The 26,489-nt window shown below is 63.6% G+C and carries 26 protein-coding genes and 1 pseudogene; 14 read left to right on the top strand and 13 right to left on the bottom strand.

The window, feature by feature from the left end; all coding sequences use genetic code 11:
* Positions 1-188 precede the first annotated feature (188 nt).
* Positions 189-1,181, bottom strand: coding sequence for an ATP-binding protein (locus ABIC09_RS24305; RefSeq protein ID WP_354110814.1), 993 nt, complete (start codon positions 1,179-1,181; stop codon positions 189-191).
* Between the two features lie 179 nt (positions 1,182-1,360).
* On the opposite strand from ABIC09_RS24305, the gene yajC reads away from it, so the two are divergent.
* The 6 genes from yajC to ABIC09_RS24275 are packed head-to-tail and all read left to right on the top strand — an operon-like array spanning position 1,361 to position 6,999.
* On the top strand, positions 1,361-1,729 hold the full coding sequence (yajC, locus tag ABIC09_RS24300) for a preprotein translocase subunit YajC (protein WP_148753779.1): 369 nt from the start codon (positions 1,361-1,363) through the stop codon (positions 1,727-1,729).
* A 47-nt stretch (positions 1,730-1,776) separates the two neighbouring features.
* Positions 1,777-3,375 (top strand): protein translocase subunit SecD, encoded by a 1,599-nt coding sequence (secD, locus tag ABIC09_RS24295; protein ID WP_148753780.1) that lies wholly within the window; start codon positions 1,777-1,779, stop codon positions 3,373-3,375.
* Between the two features lie 10 nt (positions 3,376-3,385).
* Positions 3,386-4,405, top strand: a complete 1,020-nt coding sequence (gene secF / locus ABIC09_RS24290) for a protein translocase subunit SecF (protein WP_148753781.1) — start codon at positions 3,386-3,388, stop codon at positions 4,403-4,405.
* A gap of 60 nt (positions 4,406-4,465) precedes the next feature.
* Positions 4,466-4,849, top strand: coding sequence for an Mth938-like domain-containing protein (locus ABIC09_RS24285; RefSeq protein WP_148753782.1), 384 nt, complete (start codon positions 4,466-4,468; stop codon positions 4,847-4,849).
* The gene (locus ABIC09_RS24280; RefSeq protein ID WP_354110813.1) at positions 4,846-5,709 is read left to right on the top strand and encodes a phytoene/squalene synthase family protein; all 864 of its coding nucleotides are present in this window, start codon (positions 4,846-4,848) and stop codon (positions 5,707-5,709) included. Before ABIC09_RS24285 ends, ABIC09_RS24280 begins: the two co-directional genes overlap by 4 nt.
* A gap of 45 nt (positions 5,710-5,754) precedes the next feature.
* Positions 5,755-6,999, top strand: a complete 1,245-nt coding sequence (locus ABIC09_RS24275) for a threonine ammonia-lyase (RefSeq protein ID WP_148753784.1) — start codon at positions 5,755-5,757, stop codon at positions 6,997-6,999.
* 6 nt (positions 7,000-7,005) lie between these two features.
* Here the strand turns inward: ABIC09_RS24275 and ABIC09_RS24270 are convergent, their stop codons facing one another.
* The 5 genes from ABIC09_RS24270 to ABIC09_RS24250 all read right to left on the bottom strand — a co-directional run bounded on the left by ABIC09_RS24270 (position 7,006) and on the right by ABIC09_RS24250 (position 11,735).
* Complete coding sequence (locus ABIC09_RS24270; protein WP_354110812.1) at positions 7,006-8,184, bottom strand: aminotransferase class V-fold PLP-dependent enzyme; 1,179 nt, start codon at positions 8,182-8,184, stop codon at positions 7,006-7,008.
* Positions 8,185-8,274: 90 nt separating this feature from the next.
* Positions 8,275-8,832 (bottom strand): CAP domain-containing protein, encoded by a 558-nt coding sequence (locus ABIC09_RS24265; protein ID WP_354034575.1) that lies wholly within the window; start codon positions 8,830-8,832, stop codon positions 8,275-8,277.
* Between the two features lie 94 nt (positions 8,833-8,926).
* Positions 8,927-10,021 carry an AMP-binding enzyme gene (locus tag ABIC09_RS24260; RefSeq protein ID WP_354082994.1) on the bottom strand — a complete coding sequence of 365 codons (1,095 nt, stop codon included), beginning with the start codon at positions 10,019-10,021 and terminating at the stop codon, positions 8,927-8,929.
* Between the two features lie 7 nt (positions 10,022-10,028).
* Complete coding sequence (gene trmFO, locus ABIC09_RS24255; protein ID WP_354110811.1) at positions 10,029-11,456, bottom strand: methylenetetrahydrofolate--tRNA-(uracil(54)-C(5))-methyltransferase (FADH(2)-oxidizing) TrmFO; 1,428 nt, start codon at positions 11,454-11,456, stop codon at positions 10,029-10,031.
* A 126-nt stretch (positions 11,457-11,582) separates the two neighbouring features.
* The gene (locus ABIC09_RS24250) at positions 11,583-11,735 is read right to left on the bottom strand and encodes a DUF1127 domain-containing protein (RefSeq protein ID WP_007590701.1); all 153 of its coding nucleotides are present in this window, start codon (positions 11,733-11,735) and stop codon (positions 11,583-11,585) included.
* Between the two features lie 631 nt (positions 11,736-12,366).
* Here ABIC09_RS24250 and ABIC09_RS24245 point away from each other — a divergent pair.
* Positions 12,367-12,693, top strand: coding sequence for a hypothetical protein (locus ABIC09_RS24245; RefSeq protein WP_187435156.1), 327 nt, complete (start codon positions 12,367-12,369; stop codon positions 12,691-12,693).
* An 80-nt stretch (positions 12,694-12,773) separates the two neighbouring features.
* On the opposite strand, the gene ABIC09_RS24240 is transcribed toward ABIC09_RS24245, so the two are convergent.
* Entirely contained in the window at positions 12,774-13,598 is an 825-nt protein-coding gene (locus tag ABIC09_RS24240) for a lytic murein transglycosylase (protein ID WP_354110810.1), read from the bottom strand.
* A gap of 163 nt (positions 13,599-13,761) precedes the next feature.
* Positions 13,762-14,664 carry a DUF2189 domain-containing protein gene (locus ABIC09_RS24235; protein WP_354110809.1) on the bottom strand — a complete coding sequence of 301 codons (903 nt, stop codon included), beginning with the start codon at positions 14,662-14,664 and terminating at the stop codon, positions 13,762-13,764.
* Between the two features lie 332 nt (positions 14,665-14,996).
* Here ABIC09_RS24235 and ABIC09_RS24230 point away from each other — a divergent pair, with 332 nt between their 5' ends.
* On the top strand, positions 14,997-15,410 hold the full coding sequence (locus ABIC09_RS24230; RefSeq protein ID WP_148753791.1) for a DUF3597 domain-containing protein: 414 nt from the start codon (positions 14,997-14,999) through the stop codon (positions 15,408-15,410).
* A 55-nt stretch (positions 15,411-15,465) separates the two neighbouring features.
* On the opposite strand, the gene ABIC09_RS24225 is transcribed toward ABIC09_RS24230, so the two are convergent.
* The gene (locus tag ABIC09_RS24225) at positions 15,466-15,741 is read right to left on the bottom strand and encodes a GNAT family N-acetyltransferase (protein ID WP_148753792.1); all 276 of its coding nucleotides are present in this window, start codon (positions 15,739-15,741) and stop codon (positions 15,466-15,468) included.
* Between the two features lie 300 nt (positions 15,742-16,041).
* Between ABIC09_RS24225 and ABIC09_RS24220 the strand changes: the two genes are divergently transcribed.
* Positions 16,042-16,440: an SPW repeat protein gene (locus tag ABIC09_RS24220; protein WP_148753793.1), complete on the top strand. Its 399-nt coding sequence runs from the start codon at positions 16,042-16,044 to the stop codon at positions 16,438-16,440.
* Between the two features lie 50 nt (positions 16,441-16,490).
* Here the strand turns inward: ABIC09_RS24220 and ABIC09_RS24215 are convergent, their stop codons facing one another.
* Together ABIC09_RS24215 and ABIC09_RS24210 are read right to left on the bottom strand one after the other, a co-directional pair.
* Positions 16,491-16,766 carry a GNAT family N-acetyltransferase gene (locus ABIC09_RS24215; RefSeq protein ID WP_354034333.1) on the bottom strand — a complete coding sequence of 92 codons (276 nt, stop codon included), beginning with the start codon at positions 16,764-16,766 and terminating at the stop codon, positions 16,491-16,493.
* A 207-nt stretch (positions 16,767-16,973) separates the two neighbouring features.
* Entirely contained in the window at positions 16,974-17,339 is a 366-nt protein-coding gene (locus ABIC09_RS24210; protein WP_148753795.1) for a hypothetical protein, read from the bottom strand.
* 179 nt (positions 17,340-17,518) lie between these two features.
* Between ABIC09_RS24210 and ABIC09_RS24205 the strand changes: the two genes are divergently transcribed.
* The 3 genes from ABIC09_RS24205 to ABIC09_RS24195 all read left to right on the top strand — a co-directional run bounded on the left by ABIC09_RS24205 (position 17,519) and on the right by ABIC09_RS24195 (position 20,899).
* Positions 17,519-19,126 (top strand): acyl-CoA synthetase, encoded by a 1,608-nt coding sequence (locus ABIC09_RS24205; RefSeq protein ID WP_354110808.1) that lies wholly within the window; start codon positions 17,519-17,521, stop codon positions 19,124-19,126.
* Positions 19,127-19,135: 9 nt separating this feature from the next.
* Positions 19,136-19,996: a PCC domain-containing protein gene (locus ABIC09_RS24200; RefSeq protein WP_354110807.1), complete on the top strand. Its 861-nt coding sequence runs from the start codon at positions 19,136-19,138 to the stop codon at positions 19,994-19,996.
* Between the two features lie 105 nt (positions 19,997-20,101).
* A complete protein-coding gene (locus tag ABIC09_RS24195) occupies positions 20,102-20,899 on the top strand; it encodes an AAA family ATPase (protein WP_354110806.1) in 798 nt (265 codons plus the stop codon).
* A gap of 172 nt (positions 20,900-21,071) precedes the next feature.
* On the opposite strand, the gene ABIC09_RS24190 is transcribed toward ABIC09_RS24195, so the two are convergent.
* Positions 21,072-23,141, bottom strand: coding sequence for a DUF1217 domain-containing protein (locus ABIC09_RS24190; RefSeq protein WP_354110805.1), 2,070 nt, complete (start codon positions 23,139-23,141; stop codon positions 21,072-21,074).
* A 960-nt stretch (positions 23,142-24,101) separates the two neighbouring features.
* Between ABIC09_RS24190 and ABIC09_RS24185 the strand changes: the two genes are divergently transcribed.
* Positions 24,102-24,656, top strand: a complete 555-nt coding sequence (locus tag ABIC09_RS24185) for an SRPBCC family protein (protein ID WP_354110804.1) — start codon at positions 24,102-24,104, stop codon at positions 24,654-24,656.
* Positions 24,657-24,658: 2 nt separating this feature from the next.
* Positions 24,659-25,538 (top strand): annotated as a pseudogene (locus tag ABIC09_RS24180) (YVTN family beta-propeller repeat protein).
* Between the two features lie 8 nt (positions 25,539-25,546).
* Here ABIC09_RS24180 and ABIC09_RS24175 read toward each other — a convergent pair.
* Positions 25,547-26,473 (bottom strand): nucleoside hydrolase, encoded by a 927-nt coding sequence (locus ABIC09_RS24175; protein ID WP_354110803.1) that lies wholly within the window; start codon positions 26,471-26,473, stop codon positions 25,547-25,549.
* Between the last annotated feature and the right edge of the window lie 16 nt (positions 26,474-26,489).

Here is a 26,489-nt window from a genome sequence, read left to right as displayed (position 1 = left end):
TGCCCGCCGGCCTCCCGTCCCGGCGGGTAGCTTGAATCACCAAAACGCTGATTTGTGAATCCCCAACGATTCAGTCAGATGGGCTAACGCTCTAGCGCCTTCGCCCCCGCATCAAGGCAAGCCCTGTGATCGCCCGCCTTGTGCGCAATTGCGCACTGGAGCGGGCGATCGTGTTTTTGAAGACAGCGCTACTTGGTCGCAAGCTTCACGCCGAGCCGTCCCGCCAGCTCCTGCACGAATTGCCAGGCGACACGGCCCGAGCGCGAGCCGCGCGTCGTCGACCATTCCAGCGCCTCGCGCTCCAGCGCCTCATCGTCGACCTTGACGCCGAAATGGCCGCAATAGCCGCGCACCATGGCGAGATATTCGTCCTGGCTGCAGCGGTGGAAGCCAAGCCACAGGCCGAAGCGGTCCGACAGCGAGACCTTTTCCTCGACCGCTTCGCCGGGATTGATCGCGGTCGAGCGCTCGTTCTCGATCATCTCTCGCGCGAGCAGATGGCGGCGGTTGGAGGTGGCGTAGAGGATGACGTTCTCGGGCCGGCCCTCGATGCCGCCTTCGAGCACAGCCTTGAGCGACTTGTAGGATGCATCATTGCCGTCGAAGGAAAGGTCGTCGCAGAACACGATGAAGCGGAAGGACGAGGCGCGCAGTTGCTCCATCAGCGCCGGCAGGCTCTCGATGTCCTCGCGGTGGATCTCGATCAGCTTCAGCTTGTCGGCGGGTTTGCGGTCGGCGTTGATGCTGGCGTGAGCCGCCTTCACCAGCGAGGACTTGCCCATTCCGCGCGCGCCCCACAGCAGGGCGTTGTTGGCGGGCAGGCCGTTGGCGAACCGCTCGGTGTTCTCCATCAGAATGTCGCGCACCCGGTCGACGCCCCTAAGCAGGAATAGCTCGACGCGGCTGACCCGCGGCACCGCAGCAAGACGGCCGTCGGGGTGCCAGACATAGGCGTCCGCCTGTTTGAACGACTCGCGCGCGACAACCGGGTTGCCCTGGGCGGCGAGGTGCGCCGCAATGGTCTCCAGTGCGCGGACGATGCGCTCCTGGGAAGGGTCCTGGGAGGCCTTGAGGGCCGCCCTTGAGACCGCCTTGGGGCGTTTTGCCGCGACCCGGGCGGGCTTGGTGGCAGGGGTACGGGGGCCTTTGCCGGCCGGGCTTTTGCTTGGTTTTTTGGGCATGTCCGAAGTTCCTGAGAATGCAGCCTTATCGGGCATGACGGCCGGCCGCAAGGTGGCCAAATCGACGGTCTGGCAGCGTTGCAATTGGGGCAATGGCCGCTATAGTCCGCGCGAATTTGACCGGACCGGTCGCCGCAAGGGCCTGACCGGCTTCCCCTGTTTCCACAAGGATCGTCCGAATGTTCATTACCCCTGCGTATGCCCAGGCCGCGGGCGCCGGTGACACCAACAGCATGTTGATGTCGCTGCTGCCGTTCGCCCTGATCTTCGTGATCATGTACTTCCTGATTCTGCGCCCGCAGCAGAAGAAGGTGAAGGACCACGCCGAGCTCGTGAAGAACATCCGCCGCGGCGACACCGTCGTGACCTCGGGCGGCCTGGTCGGCAAGGTCACCAAGGTGGTCGATGACGACCAGATCGAGTTCGAGATTTCCGACGGCGTGCGCGTGCGCCAGATGCGATCGATGATCTCGGGCGTGCGCGCCAAGGGCGAGCCGGCCAAGGACAGCGCGAAGGAAAGCGCCAAGGACGACGCCGCGGCGAAGTAAGCGCTTCCGCGAGTCTCTCAAATCTCCTGATCTGACAGGTCCAGTCGATGTTGTATTTCACGCGGTGGAGGGCGCTCGGGATTATCCTGACAGCGCTGATCGTGTGCCTCTGCGCGGTCCCGAACTTCTTCCCCGAAGCGCAGGTCAAGACCTGGCCCGCCTGGGCCCAGCGCCGGCTCGTGCTCGGCCTCGACCTTCAGGGCGGCTCCTATCTGCTGCTCGAGGTCGATGGCAATTACGTCAAGAAGGAAAAGCTCGACCAGGTCCGCGACGACGTCCGCCGCGCGCTGCGCGAGGCGAAGATCGGCTATACCGGCCTCGTGACCCGCGGCGACACGGTCGAGGTCCGGGTCAAGGATACCGATCTCCAGGCCGCGCTGACCAAGCTGCGTGACCTCTCGCAACCGATCGGCGGACTGCTCGGGTCGAGCACCCAGCGCGACCTCGACATATCCGATGCCGGCGGCGGGTTGATCCGTCTGGCGCTGTCGCAGCCTGCCATGGTCGAGCGCATGCGCAAGACCATCGAGCAGTCGATCCAGATCGTCGAACGCCGCGTCAACGAGCTCGGCACCGTCGAGCCGGTGATCCAGCGTCAGGGCAACGACCGCATTCTGGTGCAGGTCCCGGGCCTTCAGGACCCGACGCATCTGAAAGAGCTGCTCGGCAAGACCGCCAAGATGGAATTCCGCATGGTCGACACCTCGGTGCCGCCGGACCAGGCGCAGCGCGGTGGAGTGCCGCCGGATTCTGAGCTGCTGATGAGCCAGAACTCGCCGAAGGTGCCTTACGTCGTCAAGAAGCAGGTGCTGGTCTCGGGCGCCGAGCTCACCGATGCGCAGCCCGGATTTGACCAGCGCACCAATGAGCCGATCGTCTCCTTCCGCTTCAACTCCACTGGCGCCCGCAAATTCGCGCAGGCCACGCAGGAGAACGTGGGGCTGCCGTTCGCGATCGTGCTCGACAACGAGGTGATCTCGGCGCCTGTGATCCGCGAGCCCATCACGGGCGGACAGGGGCAGATCTCGGGCAGCTTCACGGTCCAGGCTGCCAACGATCTTGCGATCCTGATGCGCGCCGGCGCGCTGCCGGCGCCGCTCACGGTGGTCGAGGAGCGCACCGTCGGTCCGGGCCTCGGCCAGGACTCGATCGAGAAGGGCGAGCTGGCGGCCTATGTCGGCTCGATCATGGTCATCGTGTTCATGCTGCTGACCTACCGGCTGTTCGGCGTGTTCGCCAACATCGCGGTGGCCATCAACGTCGCCATGATCTTCGGCCTCTTGTCGCTGCTCAACGCCACGCTGACGCTGCCCGGCATCGCCGGCATCGTGCTCACCGTCGGCATCGCGGTCGATAGCAACGTGCTGATCTACGAGCGCATCCGTGAGGAGCTGCGCAGCGGCCGCAACGCGATCTCGGCGATCGACGCCGGTTTCAAGCGGGCGCTCGCGACCATCCTCGATTCCAACATCACCACCTTCATTGCCGCCGCGGTGCTATTCTATATCGGTACCGGCCCGGTGCGCGGCTTCGCCGTGACGCTCGGCATCGGCATCATCACCACGGTGTTCACCGCCTTCACGCTGACCCGGCTGATCGTCGCCGGGTGGGTGCGGTGGAAGCGGCCGCAGAGCGTGCCGATCTAGGAGCCTGACCGTGACTCACATTGTTCTCATCGGGCTCGGCATCCTCATTGCTGTCCTCACCGTGGTCTCGGTGTTCGGCCTGCTGCCGTCGCTGCGCATCGTCCCTGACGATACGCATTTCGACTTCACGCGCTTCCGTCGCATCAGCTTCCCGATCTCGGCGGCGCTGTCGATTGTCGCCATCACGCTGTTCTTCACCCATGGCCTGAATTTCGGCATCGACTTCCGCGGCGGCACGCTGCTGGAGGTGCGGGCCAAGTCGGGCACCGCCGACATCGCGGCGATGCGCACGACACTGGATGGCTTGCGCCTGGGCGAAGTCCAGATCCAGCAAATCGGCGGTCCCGCGGACGTCCTGATCCGTGTCGCGGAGCAGCCGGGCGGCGACGCCGCGCAGCAGGAAGCCGTGCAGAAAGTCCGCACGGCGCTAGGCGATTTCTTTGAATATCGCCGCGTCGAAGTGGTCGGCCCGCGCGTCTCCGGCGAGTTGCTGGCCTTCGGCATGCTGGGCCTGATGCTCGCAATCGTGTCGATCCTGATCTACCTCTGGTTCCGGTTCGAATGGCAGTTCGCGCTCGGCGCCATGATCGCCAACGTGCACGACATCGTGCTGACCATCGGCTTCATGTCGATCAGCCAGGTCGACTTCGATCTCACCAGCATCGCGGCGCTTCTGACCATTCTCGGTTATTCGCTCAACGACACCGTCGTCATCTATGACCGCATCCGCGAAATGCTGCGGCGCTACAAGAAGATGCCGATGCCGCAGCTGCTCAACGAGTCCATCAACTCGACGCTGTCGCGCTCGATCATCACCCACTTCACGGTGACGCTGGCATTGCTGGCGCTGCTGCTGTTCGGCGGTCATGCCATCCACAGCTTCACGGCCGTCATGATGTTCGGCGTGGTGCTGGTGGGCACCTACACCTCGATCTTTATCGCAGCCCCGATCCTGATCTATCTCGGCGTCGGCGAGCATCGCGAAGACGCAGTCGAAGTGACTACGCCGGCGAAGAAAAGCAAGGCGTGATCCGAACCGCAGGCCCTCGCATGAGTTTGCGAGGGCAGTCAGCCCATTCGGACGAAGCTCATGGCCGGCGATCCCAACGCTCCCCATTTCCCACGCTCGGCGCCGATCGAGGCCTATGGCAAGGGCGGTTTTGCCTTTGCCGGCATGTCGCATCGGGGTTCGCTGCTGTGCCTGCCTGACGCGATCTGGGCCTGGGACGTGACCGATCCCGCCAGGATCGACCGTTATTCGCTGGATCGGGTTTTTGCGGCCGCCAACAGCATCGACACGCTTCTGGTCGGGACCGGAACCGGCGTCTGGCTGCCGCCGCCGGAGCTGCGCCAGGCGCTGAAGGCGGTGAGGGTGGTGCTGGACACCATGCAAACCGGGCCGGCCGTGCGCACCTATAACATCATGATCGGCGAACGGCGCCGCGTCGCGGCTGCGCTGATTGCCGTACCATGAGCCGCGCTACGACGCCGCCGGACGCCGTGACATTCTGCGCCGACCTCGTGCGCAGCCACGACTTTCCAAGCTATGCCGCGACCCTGTTTGCGCCCGCCGCCGAACGTCGGGCGCTGCTGGCGCTCTACGCCTTCAATGTCGAGATCGTCCGCGTCCGCGATCAGGTGAGCCAGCCCTTGCCCGGCGAAATCCGCTTTCAATGGTGGACCGATCTGTTCTCGGGCCTCGTTCACGGCAGCGCCGAGGGCAATCCGGTGGCGGCCGAGCTGTTGCGCGCGATCCGCGATTTTGACCTGCCGGTCGAGCCATTGTCGCTGCTCGTCAACGAGCATCAGTTCGATCTCTACAACGATCCGATGCCGACCATGACAGCGCTTGAAGGCTATCTGGCGGCGACGTCTTCGGCCTTGTTCGCGCTCGCGGCGCGGATCTTGGGCGAAGCTTCGGATGCGAGCGAGCACCTCGCGCGGCACGCCGGGTTGGCGCAGGGCATCGCGCAGGTGATCGCGAACCTGCCGCGGGACTCGGCCCATCGGCAATTGTTCCTGCCGCAGCAATTCCTGACCGGCCATGGCTGTGGCATCGAGGACGTGTTCGCCGGCAAGCAGACGCCGCATCTGAATGCCGTGCTGGATCAGCTCATGGACGAAGCCCGGCAGCATCTGGCGACGGCCTCATCCCTGCTGGCGCAGGTGCCGCCGTCGGCGCGGGCGGCATTCCTGCCGCTAAGCCAGGCGCGGGCCGATCTCGATCGCCTGTCTCGGCCGGGGCGCAATCCTTTCGCGCCGCAGCCGGTGTCGCGGTTGCGCACGTTGTGGACGCTGTGGCGGGCTTCACGATCCCGGGAATTTACCAAATAGCGGTTGGCTTATCGCCCGAGACGGCCGAATGCTCTATGCTGTCCCATGGCTGAATTGTCCCAAACTGCAGTCCCCGATCTGAGCGGCATTCCGGTCGCACCTGGCGACATTCGAGCCGCCGCTGAGACCATCCGCGGTGCCGTCGTCGAGACGCCCTGCAGCTACAGCCGGACGCTGAGCAACATTTACGGCTGCGAGCTCTGGCTCAAATTCGAGAACCTCCAGTTCACATCGTCGTTCAAGGAGCGTGGCGCACTGAACCGGCTCACGGCGCTGACGCCGGAGGAGCGGGCGCGCGGCGTCGTCGCCATGTCGGCGGGCAACCACGCGCAGGGTGTCGCCTATCATGCCAAGCGGCTCGGCATTCCCGCCACGATCGTCATGCCGGTGGGCACGCCGATGGTGAAGGTCGAGAACACCAGGCATCATGGTGCCGAGGTGGTCGTCACCGGCGCGACGCTGGAGGAGGCGGCTGCGTTTGCGCGAAGTCACGGTGAAGCCCGCGGCATGATCTTCGTCCACCCCTACGACGATCCGCTGGTCATTGCGGGGCAGGGCACGGTCGGGCTGGAGATGCTCCAGGCGGTGCCGGAGCTTGATACGCTGGTCGTCCCGATCGGCGGCGGTGGCCTGATCAGCGGCATCGCCATTGCGGCGAAATCGATCAAGCCGTCGCTGCGGATTCTCGGCGTCGAGGCATGGCTCTATCCCTCGATGTACAATGCCGTCCATGGCGGCAATCTGCCGGCCCGCGGCGATACGCTCGCCGAAGGCATCGCGGTCAAATCGCCGGGCAAGATCACGACTGAAATCGTCCGCAGACTGGTCGACGACATCGCGCTCGTCAACGAAGCCGAACTCGAGCGTGCAGTCGCAACCCTGATCTCGATCGAGAAGACGGTCGTCGAGGGCGCCGGCGCCGCGGGCCTTGCGGCGATCATGTCCGATCCCACGCGCTTCGCCGGCGAGAAAGTTGGTCTGGTCCTGAGCGGCGGCAACATCGACACAAGGCTGATCGCCTCGGTGCTGACGCGCGAACTCGCGCGTGAGGGGCGGCTGACCCAGCTCTCGCTCGATATTCCTGACAGGCCGGGCCAGCTGGCCGCGGTCGCCGCGCTGCTGGCGGAGGCCGGCGCCAACATCATCGAAGTCTCGCACCAGCGAACCTTCTCGGACCTGCCGGCCAAGGCCACGCTGCTGCAACTCGTCATCGAGACCCGCGACAGCGCGCATCTCGACGAGGTCATGGCCAAGCTCGGCGCATCCGGACTGAGCGCGCGCTGCACCTGAGCCCCTCTATCGCGGCGCCAGACCCATGAGGTGGGCGATCAGCCGATCGATCTCGGCTTCCGTATTGTAGTAGTGCGGAGACGCGCGCACGACCACCGGCAGCGCGCGGACTTCGGCGTCGATGCGAGTGCTCGACGGATGCGAGGCGCCGATGGTGATGCCGGCCGCGGCGGCGCTGCGGACGATCGCGTCCGCCTCATGCCCCTCCATCGTGAAGCTGACGATCGCGCCCGGCGCACCGCCGAGGTCGCGAACGGTGATGCCGCTGATTGCGCCGAGGCCATTGCGGAGACGGCCCGCCAGCAGGCGGCAGCGCTGCTCGATCGGGCCGAGGCCGATCGCCAAGGCGTAATCGACGGCGGCGCCGAGGCCGAGCCGGGCCGTGTAATTGTTCTCCCAGGTCTCGAACCGGCGGGCATCGTCGCGGAGCTGATAGCGCTCCCGCGAGACCCAGGGCGCCGCAAAGTGGTCGATCATCGGCGGTTCAAGCTGTTGCAGTACCGGCTTGCGGACGTAAAGGAAGCCGGTACCGCGCGGCCCGCGCAGGAATTTGCGCCCCGTGGCCGACAGCATGTCGCAACCGATCGCTTCGACGTCGACCTGCATCTGGCCGACCGCCTGGCAGGCATCGAGCAGATAAGGAATGCCGCGTGCGCGCGCGATTCTGCCGATGGCTGCGGCGGGATTGACCAGCCCGCCATTGGTCGGAACCCAGGTGATGGCGATCAGCTTCACGCGGTCGTCGATCATGCGTTCGAGCGCCTCGATGTCGAGCTCGCCGGTCGCGTCGCTCGGCACGACATCGATGACCGCGCCTGTGCGCTTGGCGACCTGCAGGAATGCGACATAATTGGCGGCGTATTCCGCCTCGGCGGTCAGGATCCGGTCGCCGGCGCGAAACGGCAAGGCATAGAACGCCATCTGCCAGGCGACTGTCGCGTTCTCCATGAACGCGATCTCGTCCGGAGAGGCATTCAGCAGTCGCGCCACCGAGCCGTAGACCGCATCAAGTCGCTCGGACTCGCGGTCCGCGGCGGCATAGCCTCCGATCTCGCTCTCGAGATCGATATGCTGCTTCATCGCTGTGACAACGGCCGTCGGCATCAGCGCCGCGCCGGCATTGTGGAGATAGGCGAGCCGGGAGGCGGCCGGTGTATCGGCGCGGATTTGGTCGATGTCGATCAAGTGTGCCTCCGCGTCTTGCGATCTCTGCGCTTGAAATAGACGCGCCTGAGAACGCGAGCAAGATGGCGGGTCGCGAAGCTAGGCTTCGCCTCAGATGCAGAGGCCCAGCAGCTTGATATGGCAGTTGCCGGATTTGGGCTTGCTGGCGGACGTAACCTCGCGTTTCACGGCCACCAGCGGCTCGCGGTCCTTTCTGCCTTTGCCCGGCTTCGGCTCGTAGTCGCCGGCGATCACCATGGCCCAATAGGTGCGCTTGCCGCTGGCGTTCTTCGCGCTGGCGATCCCGACACGGGAGGCGTTGTGCAGCAGCAGGTTCTTGCGGTGCCCGGAGGAATCGATCCACTGTCCGAGCGTCTTCTCGAAATTGTCGTAGCCATAGGCAATATTCTCGGCGGCGCGGCCCGCTCTCGATGGCGCGACGCGCTTGTTGAACGGGCCGAGGGCGTCGTGGCTGAGATCATCCTTCTCCGCCATCGCACGGGCTTGGTCTATAGCAATGCGGTCGAGGGTTGTGTCGCGTACGACGCGGCCCTCACCGTGCTTCAGCCGGAAGCTGGAGATCTGTTCGGCAGGGGACTCCGCGGCCATCACGGGTGCGGCCGCCAGCAGCACGAGACCTGCGATCAGCAGGGCCGCGCAGCGCCTCATGGTCCCCCAGCGATTCATCGTTCCCCAAGTCAGCGTGATCCCCGGCTTCTCCACCGGCATTGTGGACGCTTCAAGGCGCGCTGCACCTCGTCGTCTAACTGGTGGGCAGGTCCGCCTCGAAATTGAAGCGATCCCGCAGGTTCTTGCGCTGCTCCAGGATGTCCTTGAGGAAGGCGCGATCCTGATCGTTCTTCATCATCGGCTCGATCAGGTCGAGCTGGTTCATGGCGACCAGTTGCAGGATCTCGGTGCGCGGCTTGCCGCTGGTGTCACGCGGAAGCGCGTGCACGACCTGGATGTGTTCCGGCGGCTTTGGTCCCTTGGCGGTAGTGAGTTCGCTGCGGAGCTGTCCTTCAAGCGCAGCCTGATCCGCCTCCACGAACGCATAGAGCCCCACGCCCGAGCGGCGGTCGGCAAAGGCGACGATGGCGGCGTCACGGACAGCGGGGTTTTGGCGGATCAACTCGGCCAGCACCGGTGCGTCGTTGACGAGGCGACGGCCGCCGCCCTCGCGGTCGGTGAAGTTGAACAGGCCGCGGGTGATCGCGCGGTAGACCTTCTTTCCGGTGGCAAGCCACAGGCTCGCGGCGAACGATTTCTTCGCGAGAATCTTTCGCTCGCGCGGCGTCAGCGCCTCGGGCGCGTAGGAGCGCTTGTGCTTGAGCAGATGCCGGAGGTCTTCGTAGGCGAGGATGCGATAGAGCCGGCCGCGCCGGTTGAAGCAGGCCGCAAGCTGGAAGTCGGTCACATAGGCGCGGCCGTCGCGGCCGACCAGCCAGTTCTGTTCCTTGGCGAGGTCGTTGTGGCAGATCCCGGCGCGGCGCAGCCTTCGCAGCGCTACCTTGGCCGAGCGGAAATAGGCGAGATCGCCATGGGGTTTTGCCAGATGCAGCGCGACGCCGTCGACGAAGCCGCGCGCAAGAGCGCGGCGGCCGGCCCAGAGCAATTCAGGGCCAACATTGAGGCCTTTGGCGAGCGCCAGCGCGTGCTTCTCGCGCGCGAAAAGATGACGCGCCAGCAGGAACGACCACCACGGCACCTCGTCGAGCCGGCGCAGCACGGCGTCAACTTCGCCGCTGTCGCCACGGAAGCGGCCGCGCTCGACGGTCGAGAACACGTCGCGCTTGAGCAGCACGCCCTCGGTCCAGCGCGCCGAGAGCACCGCGGCGTCATCTTTGGGAAGATTCATTGAAAACTCACGCCGCGACGGCAATGCGCAAATGATCGGCGATCCAGCGATCGAGATCGGCAAGCGCCAGAGCGCTCATCGCCTGCTTCTTGGCCACCGTCTTCTCGTTGCCGCGCAGCCGGGTGCCGTCGGGCTTCTTCGTCGGCGCGGTCGCGAGCGGCGGGAACAGGCCGAAATTGATGTTCATCGGCTGGAACGAGCGGGTGCCCGGCTCGATGGTCTCGATATGGCCGCCGGTGATGTGGCCGAGCAGGGATCCGAGTGCCGTCGTGCCCGGCGGGCTCGCCAGTGTTTCGCCGCGCACGTCGGCTGCCGCATAGAGGCCGGCGATCAGGCCGACGCTGGCGGATTCCACATAGCCTTCGCAGCCCGTCATCTGGCCGGCAAAACGCAACCGCGGCTGCACGCGCAGGCGCAACTGGCTGTCGAGCAGCTTTGGCGAGTTGAGAAAGGTGTTGCGATGCAAGCCGCCGAGGCGGGCGAACTCGGCCTTCTCCAGCCCGGGAATGGTGCGGAAGATGCGCTGCTGCTCGCCGTATTTCAGTTTCGTCTGGAAGCCGACGATGTTGTAGAGCGTGCCGAGCTTGTTGTCCTGGCGCAGCTGCACGATCGCGTAGGCCTTGGTCATGGGATCGTGCGGGTTGGTGAGGCCGACCGGCTTCATCGGGCCGTGGCGTAGCGTCTCGGGGCCGCGCTCCGCCATCACCTCGATCGGCAGGCAGCCGTCGAAATAGGGCGTGTTGGTCTCCCACTCCTTGAACTCGGTCTTCTCGCCTGCGAACAGCGCGGCAACGAAGCCGTCATACTGCTCCTTGGTCATGGGGCAGTTGATGTAGTCGGCGCCGTTGCCGCCGGGGCCGACCTTGTCGTAGCGCGACTGGAACCAGGCCACCGACATGTCGATGGATTCGCGGTGCACGATCGGCGCGATCGCGTCGAAGAAGGCGAGCGCGTTCTCGTCGGTCAGCTCGCGGATGGCATCGGCCAGCGGCGCGGAGGTAAGGGGACCGGTCGCGACGATGACGTTCCTCCAATCGGCCGGCGGCAGACCTTTGATTTCGCCGCGGGCGATCTCGATAAGCGGATGGTCGTTGAGTGCCGTGGTGACGGTCGCAGAGAAGCCGTCACGATCTACCGCCAGCGCGCCTCCGGCGGGCACCTGGTTGGCGTCGGCCGCGCGCATGATCAGCGAGTCGAGCCGGCGCATCTCGGCATGGAGCAGGCCGACTGCGTTGTTGGCGGCATCGTCCGAGCGGAATGAATTGGAGCAGACGAGCTCGGCGAGCCCGTCAGTGCGGTGCGCCTCGGTCATGCGATCGGGCCGCATCTCGTGCAGCACCACGGGCACGCCTGATTTCGCCACCTGCCAGGCGGCTTCGGAACCGGCAAGGCCAGCGCCGATGACGTGCACAATATTGGATAGGGGTCCTGTCATGGGGCGGACAGGTAGCGCTTTTCGGCGGTCAGTGGAATCGCCGAGATCGAGTTTTCTGCCACTGGATGCGACAACGCCCGCACGAGGCGGGCGCTATCGGTTGGTCCGGTGAAGGGCTGAACGATATCAGCCCTGATACTGACCGGCGGCAACGCGCGGGATGTCCGAGCGATCGAGACCGATGTCGGCCAGTTCGCGATCGCTGAGCTGGGACAGCTCGGCAACATTGCGCTGATAGTCCCGGAAAGCTTGGATCATGCGGATGAGCGAGAGCAGCATTGGTAGTCTCCTGTAGTTCGATTCAGCCCTTGCCCGGGCGTCGTCGTTGAAATGAATATAGGTGAGAGTGGTGCACTGCGAAAGTTCCGATGTTGCGATGCAGCTAAGCGAAGAACGCATGGCATCGGTAAGAGACGCTTAACCTGTCGGCAGTCCCGCCCGCCAGCTAGGCGAAAATCCTCACATGATACAACAAACGTCCGTGAATTCACGGGTTTATAGCAATTTGTGCGGTTCCGGCAGTGATGGAAATAAGTTGCATTTCCGCGACCATCAAGGGCGATACGCCAGCTTGTAGACCCAAGTCTCCCATGCGCGATTCGCATGAATCGGGAATCTATAGAAATGAACCTATAATCAAAATATCGTTGAAGCCCTGGTGATTTGAGAAAGGGGTCGCCGCAACGATTCTCTAGTCTTCTGGGGCGGGACCCGCGTCGCCGTCTCGCCGATCGGCTGAGTGACCGCGCCTCCCTCGTTGATGCGGTGCACACACGCCGCGCGTGCAGATCCGGATTACAAAGTTGTAATGAAAATCAGAAATTTCGCATGCAGCTCTGCGCGGCGCGCAACATCACGCAATTCTCGCGGGGAATTTATTGCGGCAAGTTGCCGCGTCGGCAGCAAAGTCATGTTGCAGATTCCGGCAATGTCGCTGGGTCTGTCCCAAGAACAAGAGAAGGAAAGTAACATCATGACGAAGTTACTCGGGGTTATCGCAATTGCCGCCGTGGCATTCGCCGTCGCGCCGGCCCAGGCCGCCAAGCACAGCATGGGCGGCTGCAGCGGGGCCAATCTGGAAAAGACGGAGACCGCGATCGAGGCCATGCCCGACGGCGACGGTAAGTTCGTCGCCGAGAAGGAGATCACGGCTGCGCAGGACTCCATGCTCAATGGAAAAATGGGTGCGTGCGGCATGCACCTGAACAAGGCGATGCAAGCCACCATGGGCAAGTAAACGGGTAGGTAAACGCAAACCCAAGAGAGGGCCGGTCGCAGGGCGATCGGCCCTACGCGTTTTGTGCCCGGACGTGTGCTTTAGGGCGCGTGGGCGAGCTGGGTGGCAAAATAGGCCACCGTCTTGGAATAGACCTCGCTCTTGTTCCACTGCTGGAGCACCGCGAAGTTCGGGCTGCCCGGCTGCCAATCCTTACCCTTCTGCCAGCCATAGCCCGCAAGGTAGTTCGCCGTGGAGGCGAGCACGTCGGGGGCGTTGTGCAACAGGTCGCGCTTGCCGTTGCCGTCGAAATCGACCGCGTATTTCATCCAGGATGACGGCATGAACTGGGTCTGGCCGAGCTCGCCGGCCCAGGCGCCTTTCATGTCGGCCGGCGCGAGATCGCCGCGCTGGACGATACGCAGCGCGTCCATCAGCTCGCCGCGAAACTGCTCGGCGCGTCGGCAATCGTAGGCCAGAGTCGCCAGCGAGCGGATCGTCGCGAACTTGCCGGTGTTGACGCCGAAATCGGTCTCGAGGCCCCAGATCGCGACCAGGATCTCGCCCGGCACGCCATAGGTCTGCTCGATGCGCGACAGCACCGAGCCGTATTGCTTCATCATGTTGGAGCCGCGCGTCATCCGCGGCGGCACCATGCGACCGGAAAACTCTTCGAAGGTCTGGGTGAAGACCTTTTGCGATTTGTCACGGTTCAGCACGCTCTGGTCCAGCGTCACGCCGGCAAGCCCGGCGGCGATCGCCTGCTGTGAGATGCCTTTGGCCGCGGCCTCGGTTTTGAAATCCGCAAGCCAGGCGTCGAAATTGCCCGAGCCGCAGGCGACCGCAGAGAGTGCGGGTTCGGCGGACAGAACTGACGCGGAGAGGGCGAGGGCTGCGAGAGCGAGACGAGAAATCGTCAGGATCATTCGAGTAAATTGATTCCGTGAAGTGGCATGACCGGCGGCGGCAATCTCGGTTGTAACCGCGGCCAAAGCAAGGCGCACGACATTAACCGACCCCGCCCGGGGGTCCCCGCGGCGGGATCGGTTGTAACAACATCGCCAGGCGCGAGATCGTCAGGCGTCGGCCCTATTCCCTATTCCGCCACGGGAAGAGATTGGCGGGGAAATCGGCCGCCGGCTTGCGCGGACGCTGCGGCGGAGGCGGCACCGGCCGTGCACCGGGCTCGGAGACGATGACCTTGCGGTAGAGATGCCAGGTGGCGTGGCCGAGCAGGGGAATGACGACGGCGAGCCCGAGGAATGCGGGGATCGTTCCGAGCGCCAGCAGGACCGCCACGATCAAGCCCCAGGCCGCCATCGGCACCGGGTTTTTGGCGACGACGCGCAGCGAGGTCACCATCGCGTCCAGAGCGCCGGCATGTCGGTCGAGCATCAGCGGGAATGAAACGGTGCTGATGCAGAGCGCGGCGAGCGCGAACAGGAAGCCCGTGCCGCAGCCGACCACGATCAGCCACCAGCCCGGTGATGTCGTCAGCACGCGCGTCACGAAATCCGAGATTCCGGTCACGCCCTCATAGCCGAATGCAGCAACATAGATCGCCTGTGCGGTCGCGACCCAGGTCACGAACAGCGCGAGCAGCAGCGTGCCGAGGCCGAGCATGGCGCCGAAGGAGGGCGAGCGCAGCACCTCCATCGCATCCCAGGCGCTGGCCTCTTCAGAGCGTTCGCGACGGCTCGAGAGCTCATAGAGGCCGAGTGCTGCGAACGGGCCGATCAGGGCGAAGCCCGCGGCCAGCGGAAACAGCAGCGGTATCACCGAATGGCCCATTGCGACGCGTGCGATCACGAGGCCGAGCACCGGATAGATCACGCAGAGGATAATGGCGTGGCTCGGAACGGCCTTGAAATCTTCCCAGCCGCGCTTGAGCGCATCGTGCAGGTCGGAAAGTTGGATGGTTCGGATCACCGGTCCAGCCGCGTCTGCGGTCTGGCCCCTCCTAGGGACATTGCCCTGATAGACTGTGGCCATGGTCGGCTTGCTCCCTTGCCATGCAGCCGAATTCGGCGCCGGCAACGGCGCAAGCGGCCGCTTTTCTGAGTTTCGCGAGTCCAACCCGACGCGAATTCCGGATGGCATCGCGAGCTGAGCGAGAAGCGTACGCCGATTTCCGAGTCCTGTCCCTCACGCTTGGGTGAGATTCGTTGCCGCAGTGCAACCTCAATGATGTCATCCGGTCGTCATTTCGCCGCAGATAAGCTCATGCTGTTTATGGTTCGCGGAACTTCGCGGGCGCAGCGACGTAACTTCATCTATAAGTGCCACTCAGGGCCTTCCAACGGAATCCTATTCGGGGAGCAGACATGAGCATTTTCGGGAAAATCATGGGCGCAATTTTCGGCAGCCATCCGGCTTCCGCTGCGCCCGCCGGCGGCGCACCCGCGGGCAGCACGCCTGCTGGGGCCGCGCCGGGCGGATCGGCGCCAGCGTCTGCGCCGGCTGCCGCGCCTGCGGCAACGGTGGATGTCGCTGCAATCGTCGACGCAGCCGTCGCCGCGCACAAGGGCGAGAAGCTGGAATGGCGCACCTCGATCGTCGACCTCATGAAGGCGCTCGACGTCGATTCGAGCCTTGCTGCGCGCAAGGATCTCGCCAAGGAGCTCGGCTACAGCGGCGACATGAACGACTCCGCCAGCATGAACGTCTGGCTGCACAAGCAGGTGATGTCCAAGCTCGCCGCCAATGGCGGCAAGCTGCCGCCTGAAATCAAGCACTAACCGACGAGCATCGGTCGACGCGAAGGGACCCGTGATCTCGCGGGCCCTTTTGCGTTCAAGCAACGAGATCTGCATCCTCCGGATGCTTGTCGAGATAATCGACGACGAAACCGCAGCCTGCGATCACCTTCCTGCCGTCGCGGCGGATCAGGTCGAGCGCGCCCTTGATCAGCTCGGAGGCAATGCCGCGGCCGCGCAGCGCGCGCGGCGTCTCGGTGTGCGTGATGATCACAGCCGACGGCGTCTGCCGGTAATTGGCGAAGGCCAGCTCGCTGCCGACATCGAGCTCGAAGCGGCTCCCGTCCTTGTTGTCGCGTACCGATGCCGCCATGCCTGATCCTTCCGAAGCGGTGTTTGTTCGCTGATCTAGGCGCCTGACCCCTCCCTTGCCAAGGCGCAACCAAGCGCCGAGGGCGGTCCCGCGTGGAAGACTGTGTCGGGCTGACCAGCACTATTCCCTAACGCCAGCCTCGCTCGCGCGCAAAAAATGCTGGTCCGTCTTGCAATCGTGTATCGGTTCCCCACGTCTTGTTACAGGACATACGCCCGAGTGCGGCCGGCATGGTCGCTAGACATTCGGAGTGTCATGATCGCCAGCCGCTGACGTATGCCTCTTTTGTAGGAGGGTACGATGTCGGACTTTGGTTTCTTGAATACTCATCGAACATGGGAAGACTGGTGTGGGATGCTGCTCGGCGCGCTGATTGTCGCGTCGCCGTGGTTTCCCATCCAGGATCGCTCAGGGATCGTCGGACACGAGACGATGGTCCTGAATACGGTCGCAGTCGGCTTGGTCATATTTGGCCTCAGCCAGCTCGAATATGTCGCCTTGCAGCGCTGGCAGGAGGTGGCGACTATCGTGGTCGGGCTATGGCTCATCGTCTCGCCCTTGGTGGTCGGCTATTCCGGCGAAGGTTTTCTTCGGGTCTACCACACGAGTCTCGGCGCGGTGGCGGTGGTCCTCGGCGTGCTCCAGTTGTGGCAGGACTGGGATCTAAGTGACCAGGATATGCTGAAGCATGGGCAGTAGGCTGTGGATTTTCGGCAGGCCCGTCGTGCGATCGGCGGGCCTGCGCTTGCTCATCTCTTCACCAGATCCGCATAGTCCGGGTGCTTCTCGATCCATGCCTTCACGAACGGGCATTCCGGGATCAGCTTCAAGCCGGCCGTGCGGACCTGGTCGAGCGCACCTTGCACCAGCCTTGAGCCGACGCCTTTGCCGCCGAGCTCCTTCGGCACGTCGGTGTGCTCGAAGGTGATGACATTGCCGTCGATCTTGTAATGCTCGGTCGCGAGATGGCCCTCCACCTCGAGCTCGTAACGGTGGTGGGCCCTGTTATTGATCACGTCACTCATGATATCTCCGGTCAGCTCTTCAGCGCGTCTGCACGAAGTCGTAACGCACGATTTGGTCGGCGGGTTGCGGTCGATGCGGTGGCCGATGATGGTCATCGCGAGCGTCGTCTTGTCGGCCTCCGTGTTCTCCGCGTCAATCCTGAACGACTTTACGTCGAGTTCCTGCGAATTGGTGACGGGATAGAAATCGAGTGCGCGCGGTTCGGTTCAATCAGCCGCCTTGGCGAGGCGAGAATCTTCCGGCTGAGGTTTGGCGGGGAGGCAGCCCTGGCAGATGACGAGCGAGCGATTGACCTTGGCGTCTTGTTCGGCCTCGATGCCGTCCTGGGCCTGCCACCATTCCTTCGAATAGGGCTGGAGCGCGGCTTGCGACCTGGTGCGCTCGGATGCGGCGGCCGTGCGTGTTGCTCGCGACGGCTGGGCGGTACGTGGCTGATTGGGATCTTCGCCAGCGCCATCCCAGGCATAACGCGCGGGCCTGAAGGCAGGATCGGAGGTGAGATGAGCTTGTGGAGCGACAGCACAGCCGGCAAGCGCCAACGTGAGCAGGAGAACGACGGGCGCTTTGACCATGATGCAGCACTCTGTACGCGGATACTGAGCGAGGTTGCCCCCATCATGTTTAAAATTCCTTGAACGAGCGCGTGGATGACATGGCCGCCGGTGGCCTTGCTAGGCCACTCCCGATGGCGATAAATGGGCCCCAATGAGCGGGCGGCTTGCGTGCCGTCTGCCGTCAAAAAGGAAGCCCGATGCAGCCGCTCCGCATGTCCCGCCGCGTCATGAATCTTGCCTACATGCTGACCCAGAATGCGCGGCGGCATGGATTGCGTCCCGGTTTCGTCTGGGGTGACAAATCCTGGACCTGGCGCGAGATCGATGCACAAGTTTCCGCACTGGCGGCTGCGCTTGCGGCGCGCGGCATCGCCAAGGGCGACCGCATCCTCGTTCATTCCAAGAATGGCCACGAGATGTTCTTCTCGATGTTCGCGGCGTTCCGGCTGGGCGCGGTCTGGGTGCCCACCAATTTCCGCCTGATGCCGGATGAGGTCGCCTATCTCGCACAGGCCTCCGGCGCGAAGGGATTTTTGTGCCATGTCGATTTTCCCGAGCACGCGGTGGCCGTGAACGGCGGCGCGCTGGAATTCATCTGGAGCATCGACGGCAAGGCATCGTTCGCCGAGCGCTCGGTGGCCGACGCCATCGTTGCGCAGGCAGGCCAAGTGGTCGAGAACATTGCGGTCGAGCACGATGATCCCTGCTGGTTCTTCTTCACCTCCGGCACCACCGGCCGCTCCAAGGCTGCGGTGCTGACCCACGGCCAGATGGGTTTTGTCGTCACCAACCATCTCGCCGATCTCACCCCCGGCGTGACGGAAGCCGATGCGTCGCTGGTGGTGGCGCCGCTGTCGCATGGCGCCGGCGTGCATCAGCTGGTGCAGACCGCGCGCGGCGTCTGCACCGTGCTGCTGCCGACCGAGAAATTCGACATCGACGAGGCGTTCCGTCTGATCGCGGCGCACCGGGTCGGCAATCTCTTCACGGTGCCGACGATCTTGAAGATGATGGTCGAGCACCCCGCTGCCGACAAATACGATCATTCCTCGCTGCGCCACGTGATCTATGCCGGCGCGCCGATGTATCGTGAGGACCAGAAGGCCGCGCTGAAGAAGCTCGGCAAGGTCATCGTGCAGTATTTTGGCCTCGGCGAGGTCACCGGCAACATCACGGTGCTGCCGGCGGCGCTGCACGATCCCGAGGACGGCCCGCATGCGAAGATCGGCACTTGCGGCTTCGAGCGGACCGGCATGCAGGTCTCGATCCAGGACGACGAGGGCCGCGAGCTCAAGGCGAACCAGAGCGGCGAGATCTGCGTGATCGGGCCTGCGGTGCTCGCCGGCTACTACGATAACCCCGAGGCCAATGCTAAGGCGTTCCGCAACGGCTGGTTCCGCACCGGCGATCTCGGCCACGTGGACGAGGAGGGGTTCGTCTACATCACCGGCCGTGCGTCGGACATGTACATCTCCGGCGGCTCCAACATCTATCCGCGCGAGATCGAGGAGAAGATATTGACGCATCCTTCGGTCGGCGAGGTCGCCGTGCTCGGCGTGCCCGATGCGACCTGGGGCGAGGTCGGCGTTGCCGTTTGTGTCGCACGCGACGGCGAGAAGCCGGTGAGCGAAGCGGAGATGGCGGCGTTCCTGCTGCCGAAGGTGCCGCGCTACAAGATGCCGAAGCGCTTCTTTTTCTGGGAGGCGCTGCCGAAATCCGGCTACGGCAAGGTGCCGAAACGGATGGTACGCGACGAGCTCGAGGCGCGCGGGCTGCTCGATCTCGACAAGACCAGGACGGGCTGAGTTTACGTGATGCGGACTATCAAGCAGCCGGGCGCGCCCGTCACCGAGCGTATCCAGTGGGTGGAGGCGAGGGGGCGCTCCTTTTCGTTCACGCTTCCAGCCGGCCTTCCGCTGCTCGAAGCTGCGCGCCGCGGTTTTGCCGCGGAAGGGTTTGCGAGTGGCGTGCTGAATTTCGGCCGAGGCGCGCTGGGGCCGTTCGGCTATGTCATGCCGGCGCTGTCGAAGACCGGCGAGAATGCGGCGTTCTACAGCGACACGTATCGGCCCGCGGGCGTGACGCGCACTAGGCTCGGCAGCATGACGCTCGGCATGCGCGACGGCGCGCCGTTCTTTCATTGCCACGCGCTGTGGACCGAGACGGATGGCAGGGCGAGCGGTGGCCACATGCTGCCGGACGAGACTGTTGTCGCAGAGCCGTTCGAGGTCGAGGCCTTCGGCATCGACGGTGCGACGTTCACCGCTGAGCCCGACCCCGAGACCAATTTCAAGCTGTTCGGGCCGGTCGTGGCCGCAAGCTCCGGTGCGCGCACGACCAGCCGCGCCTTTGCGCTGCGGCTGCGCCCCAACCAGGATTTTGCCTTCTGCCTCGAAGCCTTTTGCAGGGCGCGCGGCATTGCGCGTGCGAAGATCCACGGCGGTGTGGGCTCGACCATCGGCGCGCGCTTCACCCATGGCGGCGTGACCGAGCCGTTTGCCACGGAGCTGGCGATAACCGCCGGGACGATTGCATCCGGTGCGTCCGGCGCGTTGGAAGCGGCGCTCGACGTCGTACTGATCGACTACACCGGCGGCGTCGCCGAGGGGCGGCTGATCCGCGGCGACAATCCCGTGCTGATGACCATGGAGCTGGTGCTGGAGGCATTGGGATAGTCAAGCCTGGGACTTGCGGTGCCCTACAGATGCCACTTCCATGAAGTTGCTGTTCCTGATATGTTCCATTGCAGGTTTCAGTTGGGACTGAGCGGGGGCAGGTACATGAGCCGGACACGACGCCGTCAAACTACGCTGCGTGCGCCCTATCTCAGGCGCGTCTGGCTCGACCGCGCGCAGGTCGAGGACTGGGAGGCCTATCCATTCTGTCTTCCGGTCTTCAGGGACGAGTTCGATCATAGCTTCGACGCCGCGGTCACGATCATCGTCGGCGAGAACGGGGCCGGCAAATCGACCATCCTCGAGGGCATTGCGGGGGTTGCCGGCTTTGCCAGCACTGGCGGCCGCAAGGGTTTTCGGGAGATCGAAGGCGGCGGCATCGAAATCACCGGCGAAGAGCTGTCGTCTGCCCTGCGAGCGGCGTGGGTGCCGAAGGTGACCGACGGCTGGTTCTTTCGCGCTGAGACGTTCTTTTCTGTCGCGCGCTATCTCGACCGCTCGGCCGTGAGTGCCGCAGAAGCTATGGAGGGCGTGTTTGGCGCGAGCGTTCATGAGGCGCCGGACTATCTTTCCTTTTCCCACGGTGAGGGCTTTCTGGTGTTCTTCGAGGAGCGCTGCCAGAAGCAGGGCATCTACATCTTCGACGAGCCGGAATCGGCGCTGTCGCCGGCGCGGCAAATGGACTTCCTCAAGTTGCTGCATCGCATGGATCTCTCCGGCAATTGCCAGGTGATCATGGCCACCCATGCGCCGCTGCTGATGGCCTATCCCAATGCGCAGCTGCTGCGGCTCGGCAAATATGGGCTCGAGCCGACAAGTGTGGAGCAGACCGATCATTACCGGGTCATGCGGGAGTTTTGCGCCGATCCGCGCGGCTTCGTCGAGGCGACGCTGGCGGAATAGGCGAGGAACGCAATCAACAAATGCTCTCTCAATCGTCATTGCGAGCGCAGCGAAGCAATCCAGAATCCCTCCGCGGCGATAGTTTGGATTGCTTCGCTGCGCTCGCAATGACGACTTGTAGTACCTGCTTGGTCCTTCAATTGGCGCTTGAAATCGCGGATACGTCCACCGATCACCACGGGCTGGCGCGCATTTTCGCCATGGCCAGATATGTCGATTCACTGAAGCCTGATGTCCCCGAGCTCGATCCTTGAAAGAGGTCGAGCACGGGCGAGTACGTCTGACTGGCGTTCCTCGCGTCGTACATGGCCGAGAAGCGGTTCAGCAGTTTTGCAACTTTGCTGGGATCGCCGAGATCTTTCAGATTCAGATATTTTTCCACGATCTTGGCCTGCTGATCGATCTGCATCGACGCCATCTGATCAGGCAAATCGAAGGTGGTCCGAAACACCTCTGAAAGCGCCTTGTCGGCAAGGATGTCGTAGGCGGACGTGATGTGTCCGGCCATGCGCTGGAAATACAGCGCCAGACGCACGCCGGGATTCGTATCGCCCTGCTGCTGCTCCAGGCTTTGCTCGAGATAGTTCTTTTGCGTTGCCAGAAATTGATCGCGCTTTTGCGGGCCCACCATCGGAAGGCGCGCGACGTCACCGTTTTTATCGAAATTGAATGACGCCGCGATCTCGGCAAAACGCGGGTCGCTCTCGGTGTTGGCGAAGCTCTTGGGATCGCTCAGATCAGAGCCGAAGATCTTCTTGAGATAGGCGGTGGTCACTTTCGCAGGGTCCAGACCCTTGGCGACAAGGATGAAGTCGACCATCTTCCTGTTCGCAAGCAGGTCGGAAACGCTGTCGATGTTGCCTATCGACTGCTGATAGTCCGTCGCATCTTTCTGAGCTTGAGCCTTGATCTTCGCCTGGTCCTGCGCATTTGCGAATTTTATTTTCGCAATGATGTAGTCCTTGGCGATATCGAGGACTTCGGCCGAATCCTGAGCCGCGAGGGGTGTCGTCAGATTGCCCTTTGCGTCGAAATTGAACGCGCGCGCGAGCTTGACGTATCGATCGTCCTTGAGCGAATAGACGTAGCTCTTGGGGTCGTTGAGGTCGCTTTCGAGAACGGCCTTCACGGTGGACTGTGGGACCTGTGTAGGATCGAGGCCGACGGCCGCCAGCGAAAAATTATACGCGCCTGGTGTGGACACCAGCGTCTGGAGCGAAGTTACATTGGGGATGAATTTTCTGAATTGTGCGATGACCAGAGCTTCCTGCAACGGGCTTGCCGCCGAGTAGACCGCCGACTTGCTGTCGTCGAAGCTCTGGTTCGTGCTTGCGAGGTTTGCTGCGGTCTGCGCAGGTGTACCCGCTGGAAGCGACCCGTCGGCGGAAAACGCGAACGCGGCGGCCAGATCCATGAAGTGGCCGGTCGTCGCGATGGCGTCGTTGGTGCTGGATATGCTGCTCACGGCGGTCTGCAGGCGATATCGTTCGACCAATATCTGCACGTTCAGTTGATTGACGTCAGCGCCGGGCTGCGACAGTTGCGTCGTGTAGCCGGCAATCTTCGAACTGGCGTCAGTTGCATCCGATTTGGCTTGAGCAAGCTGGGCGTTCAGGCCATTCAGCTGAGACGAGAAGGTGACATTGACGTAGCTGTTCGGATCGGATGGATCGCTGGACAAGACCTGCTTGATCGTATCACGCGGCCACTTGCTTTGATCGATCCCGAATGCCGAAGCGACATAGTTGCGAAGACGGTCGTCGTTGAGAAGCTGGTCGGCGCTGGTCACCGTGCCGATCGTGGCGTTGTAGTATTTCGTATCGGCGGCAACTGCATCGACGTTGCTCTTCATGGCTGCCGTGTACAGCCCGATGATGTCGTCGGTCTGGCTGTCTGATTGCGCAACCTTCGTTTCACCGCCACCGAAGGAAAATGCCGCGGCAAAATCCCGGTAGCGCTTGTCGATCAGCGTGTTGGCAAAGCTCTTTGAGTCCGAGAGATTGCTCTGCAGCACTTTCTTCAGGAAAGCTTTGGCGTAGGCCATGTCTTCCAGGCCATAGGCTTTCGTGACGTAATGATACAGGCGATAGTCATTCATCAGATCGTCTACGGTGTGCACCTTGCCGATGTTGGCCTTGTAGTAGGCGGCATCGCTTGATACGTCCGATTGCTGCGCCACCCGCGTCAGGGTCTGTGCGAGATTGCGCGTGACGTAGCTGTAGCCAAAATAGGTGGACACCATGGGGAATTCCTGACGGCTCGGCGGCTCCTGGACGTCCGTCAATCATTGCCGGGTCGCAAGGCAGGAACTGGCCTCATGCCAGCAGACAGAAACATTGTTACAATTCATTGCTGCGATTCTGAACGACAACCTCAGGTATGATTTTGCGTCCAAGTGCCGCATCGTATGGATCGCTCCCGCAAGCTTCCCGCAAGCAAAACGTGAGTAAGCTTCATCGTCCCATTGGAATCTGCAATTGCGGACACGCTTTCACGTCCTCGCGGCACATCGTGCCCGAGCTTTGCGGCCGTTGCCGCCCTCGAAAGTGCCGAGGGCGCAGGGAAGACCGGGTGCCGGCTGGCACCCGCGGTCCACTGTGCGATGATTGCGCTATAAAAATCTGCACAGCGGCATACAGGTGAAGCCAAACATCCGGCCTTCCCTGCGCAGTGGGTTTACGGCTTATGTCGTGCTCTCCCCGGGGAGCGATGCACTATTGCCCCCGTCGCCTCGCGGATGACTGATGTGAGGGCCCGGTTGGGCCATACGCATCACCACGAGCCTTGGCGCACAGGCTCCGGGCGCCAGGACCACACGATTTTGCCGTACGCCGATCACACCGGTCGTGTGCGCGAGGCCTTCGCTCACGGTTGCCCGCCCTGCAAAACCCTTCGCGCCGATATGACCCGCGTCCACCACGTCCCATCCCGCGTTCGTGACGATCGCGAGCGCCCCTCGGCCGGGTTGGGATGGCTGGAATATGATGCATTTCCGAATTCGTGTAAAGCGAATTATTTTGCTCTGAGCACGTTGACCATCATCTCGCGTGTTTTGCCCGACGGGTAGCGCAAGGGCTTGTGGCTCGCGAGCAGCGCGCCTGCCACGCCGAGGCCACTAAGCGGTCTCCCCACGGCCCGAAAATGCGTTACCATGGCCTCAGCGCGCTTCAAGTCGCGCATGGTCAAAGGATGAGGAAACGAGATGAGGAAGACGATCGGTCATGCGATCGCCGGGGTGGCGGTGCTTGCAGTGGCGGGAATGGTTTTGTCCGCAGCCTGGGCGCACGGGCCGACCCGGCAGAAGGTGCGGGAATCCATCGAGATCAATGCAGCCCCGGCCAAGGTCTGGGCGGCGATTGGCAATTTCCAGGACATGAGCTGGCTCGCACCTGTCACCAGGACCGAGGGCGAGAAGGGCAACGAGATCGGCGCGACGCGGCGGCTGACGCTGACCGGCGGCGGCATTGTCGAAGAGGAGCTCTACAAGTTCGACGCAGCCGCCATGACCTATTCGTACCGGATCACGGCCGTCGACGTGAAGGTTTTGCCGGTCAACAACTACTCCTCGACGCTGACGGTGACGCCGAGCGCCGACGGCAAGGGCGCGACGCTGGAATGGGCCGGCGCGTTCTACCGCGGCTTTCCCAACAACGATCCGCCGCCGGAGCTGAGTGACGAGGCCTCGGTGAAGGCGGTGAAGGGGCTTTACCAGACCGGCCTCGAAGCGCTGAAGAAGAAGATCGAGAGCGGAAGCTGACCGTGCGGGTCCTGGTCCTGGCGGCGCTCGCCAGTCTTGCCTGCGTCAGTGGCGCGTCCGCCGAAGAGGCGTTCGTCACCGATCGGTGGCAAGCCGGCCGGCGTGGCCGTCACCGCGGACGGCCGCTTTGCCTATGTCACGAGCCCGGATGCAAAGGTAGTGACGGTGGTGGACGCCGCAACGCGGCAGATCTCGGGGCGGATCGAGGTCGGCGGCGGGCCGCTGGGCATTGCGGTCGCGCCCGACGGCAAGACGGTCTATGTCGCCGACTGGTATGCGGCCGCGGTGCGGGTGATCGATGCGGCGTCGCGCAGCGTGACCGCCAGCATCGCGGTCGGCGCCTCGCCGTCGGGGCTCGCGGTGACGCCGGACGGCAAGCTGCTGCTTTCGGCGGACCGCGATGACGACAGCGTCTCGGTGGTGGACACCGCGACCCGCGAGCGCAAGGCGGTCATCAAGGTCGGCAGCCGCCCGTTCGGCGTCACCGTCGATGCCGAGGGCAAGCACGCCTACACCGCCAATGTCGGCTCCAACGACGTTTCGGTGATCGGCATCGCCGCCGGCAGCGAGATCGGCCGCGTGCCGGTCGGGATGCGTCCCTATGCCGTGGCGCTGACGCTTGGCCGCGGCTTCGTCACCGACCAGTATGGCGGCACCGTGAGCGTGTTCGATGTCGCGACGCTGAAGCCGGTCAAGCGCATCAATGTCGGTGACTATCCCGAAGGCATCAATGCCACTGCCGACGGCAAGCGCATCATCGTCGCCTGCTGGGAGAGCAACACGCTCGATATCATCGATGCGGCCGAGTTGAAGGTGATCGGCGAGGTCAAGACCGGCGACGGCCCGCGCGCATTCGGGGCGTTCTTGCGGAGGACGGAGTAGGGGACTGACTACGGTATTTGCGACGCGGCGAAGTCCCGCAGCTTCACGAAAAAATCCCTCAGGATCGGGTTGCGATCCACATAAGTCACGTAGCGGATCGGATGGCGCCGGCGGTCGACACTCCAGGTCATCTGCTCCGTGAGAACCGGGGCCGGGATGATCACGCTCGGCGCCCACACGGGATTGAGCAGCCAGCCGACCGGCGCCATGTCCCAGATCTCCTTGGCCCAGCCCATGTGATCCGACGAATACTCCTTGAACCGCATGGCAAGGAACGCGCCGATGCTGCCGTGCGGTTCGACGTAGCGCTCGATCTCCGGCACCGTGCTGTGCAGACGCGAGGTCACGCCCATGCACGGGACGAGCACAAGCGGCACGCCGCTGTCGAGCAGCACCTGGGCGCCGCCGACGTCCTGCTTCAGGTTGAACTCGACCGTATGCGGCCATTCCAGCGCATGGCCGCCGAGCCAGGCCACCACGATCCGGTCGATGATATCGGGCGCCCTGAGCAGTGCGGAGGCAACGTTGCTGATGGCGCCGATGGCAATGACATACAGCGGATTGTCAGGCGAGCCTGCGCGGGCCCGGGCGATGAGATCGTCGACGGCGGGCGCCGTCCGTGCCGTCTTGGTTGGGCCGACATAGTCGGTGACGCCGCGATGAACCAGGCCATCCGGCGCGACGTTCAAGCGCTCCAGCAGGCGCAGGATTTCCTGATAGCTCAGCTCCATGCCGTGGCCGGGACTGTCCGCGCGTGCATTGAAGAACGGCGCGGCGTAGATCGCCTCGACGTCAAAACGCTCCGGCGACAGCAGCATCTGCACCAGCGCGAACTGATCGTCGATCTCGTTATAGGTGTCTGTGTCGAGCACGACACGCAACCGGCCAACCGGTGGGGTAAGGAGTTTGAGGCGAGCCGCGTCCGTGAGTGTCATCACCGTCTCCTTGGGG

This window comes from Bradyrhizobium sp. S3.12.5, assembly GCF_040548225.1.
Lineage (GTDB): Bacteria > Pseudomonadota > Alphaproteobacteria > Rhizobiales > Xanthobacteraceae > Bradyrhizobium > Bradyrhizobium cytisi.
Note: the sequence above shows the minus strand (reverse complement) of the source record. Positions and strands in the feature narration are given on the sequence as shown.

What these genes read in the sequence shown, in the direction of transcription:
- ABIC09_RS24305 (WP_354110814.1), bottom strand. Translation starts at nt 1,181, where the DNA reads ATGCCCAAAAAACCAAGCAAAAGCCCGGCCGGCAAAGGCCCCCGTACC.
- yajC (WP_148753779.1), top strand. Translation starts at nt 1,361, where the DNA reads ATGTTCATTACCCCTGCGTATGCCCAGGCCGCGGGCGCCGGTGACACC.
- secD (WP_148753780.1), top strand. Translation starts at nt 1,777, where the DNA reads ATGTTGTATTTCACGCGGTGGAGGGCGCTCGGGATTATCCTGACAGCG.
- ABIC09_RS24285 (WP_148753782.1), top strand. Translation starts at nt 4,466, where the DNA reads ATGGCCGGCGATCCCAACGCTCCCCATTTCCCACGCTCGGCGCCGATC.
- ABIC09_RS24280 (WP_354110813.1), top strand. Translation starts at nt 4,846, where the DNA reads ATGAGCCGCGCTACGACGCCGCCGGACGCCGTGACATTCTGCGCCGAC.
- ABIC09_RS24275 (WP_148753784.1), top strand. Translation starts at nt 5,755, where the DNA reads ATGGCTGAATTGTCCCAAACTGCAGTCCCCGATCTGAGCGGCATTCCG.
- ABIC09_RS24265 (WP_354034575.1), bottom strand. Translation starts at nt 8,832, where the DNA reads ATGAGGCGCTGCGCGGCCCTGCTGATCGCAGGTCTCGTGCTGCTGGCG.
- ABIC09_RS24260 (WP_354082994.1), bottom strand. Translation starts at nt 10,021, where the DNA reads ATGAATCTTCCCAAAGATGACGCCGCGGTGCTCTCGGCGCGCTGGACC.
- trmFO (WP_354110811.1), bottom strand. Translation starts at nt 11,456, where the DNA reads ATGACAGGACCCCTATCCAATATTGTGCACGTCATCGGCGCTGGCCTT.
- ABIC09_RS24250 (WP_007590701.1), bottom strand. Translation starts at nt 11,735, where the DNA reads ATGCTGCTCTCGCTCATCCGCATGATCCAAGCTTTCCGGGACTATCAG.
- ABIC09_RS24245 (WP_187435156.1), top strand. Translation starts at nt 12,367, where the DNA reads ATGTTGCAGATTCCGGCAATGTCGCTGGGTCTGTCCCAAGAACAAGAG.
- ABIC09_RS24240 (WP_354110810.1), bottom strand. Translation starts at nt 13,598, where the DNA reads ATGATCCTGACGATTTCTCGTCTCGCTCTCGCAGCCCTCGCCCTCTCC.
- ABIC09_RS24235 (WP_354110809.1), bottom strand. Translation starts at nt 14,664, where the DNA reads ATGGCCACAGTCTATCAGGGCAATGTCCCTAGGAGGGGCCAGACCGCA.
- ABIC09_RS24230 (WP_148753791.1), top strand. Translation starts at nt 14,997, where the DNA reads ATGAGCATTTTCGGGAAAATCATGGGCGCAATTTTCGGCAGCCATCCG.
- ABIC09_RS24225 (WP_148753792.1), bottom strand. Translation starts at nt 15,741, where the DNA reads ATGGCGGCATCGGTACGCGACAACAAGGACGGGAGCCGCTTCGAGCTC.
- ABIC09_RS24220 (WP_148753793.1), top strand. Translation starts at nt 16,042, where the DNA reads ATGTCGGACTTTGGTTTCTTGAATACTCATCGAACATGGGAAGACTGG.
- ABIC09_RS24215 (WP_354034333.1), bottom strand. Translation starts at nt 16,766, where the DNA reads ATGAGTGACGTGATCAATAACAGGGCCCACCACCGTTACGAGCTCGAG.
- ABIC09_RS24210 (WP_148753795.1), bottom strand. Translation starts at nt 17,339, where the DNA reads ATGGTCAAAGCGCCCGTCGTTCTCCTGCTCACGTTGGCGCTTGCCGGC.
- ABIC09_RS24205 (WP_354110808.1), top strand. Translation starts at nt 17,519, where the DNA reads ATGCAGCCGCTCCGCATGTCCCGCCGCGTCATGAATCTTGCCTACATG.
- ABIC09_RS24200 (WP_354110807.1), top strand. Translation starts at nt 19,136, where the DNA reads ATGCGGACTATCAAGCAGCCGGGCGCGCCCGTCACCGAGCGTATCCAG.
- ABIC09_RS24195 (WP_354110806.1), top strand. Translation starts at nt 20,102, where the DNA reads ATGAGCCGGACACGACGCCGTCAAACTACGCTGCGTGCGCCCTATCTC.
- ABIC09_RS24190 (WP_354110805.1), bottom strand. Translation starts at nt 23,141, where the DNA reads ATGGTGTCCACCTATTTTGGCTACAGCTACGTCACGCGCAATCTCGCA.
- ABIC09_RS24185 (WP_354110804.1), top strand. Translation starts at nt 24,102, where the DNA reads ATGAGGAAGACGATCGGTCATGCGATCGCCGGGGTGGCGGTGCTTGCA.
- ABIC09_RS24175 (WP_354110803.1), bottom strand. Translation starts at nt 26,473, where the DNA reads ATGACACTCACGGACGCGGCTCGCCTCAAACTCCTTACCCCACCGGTT.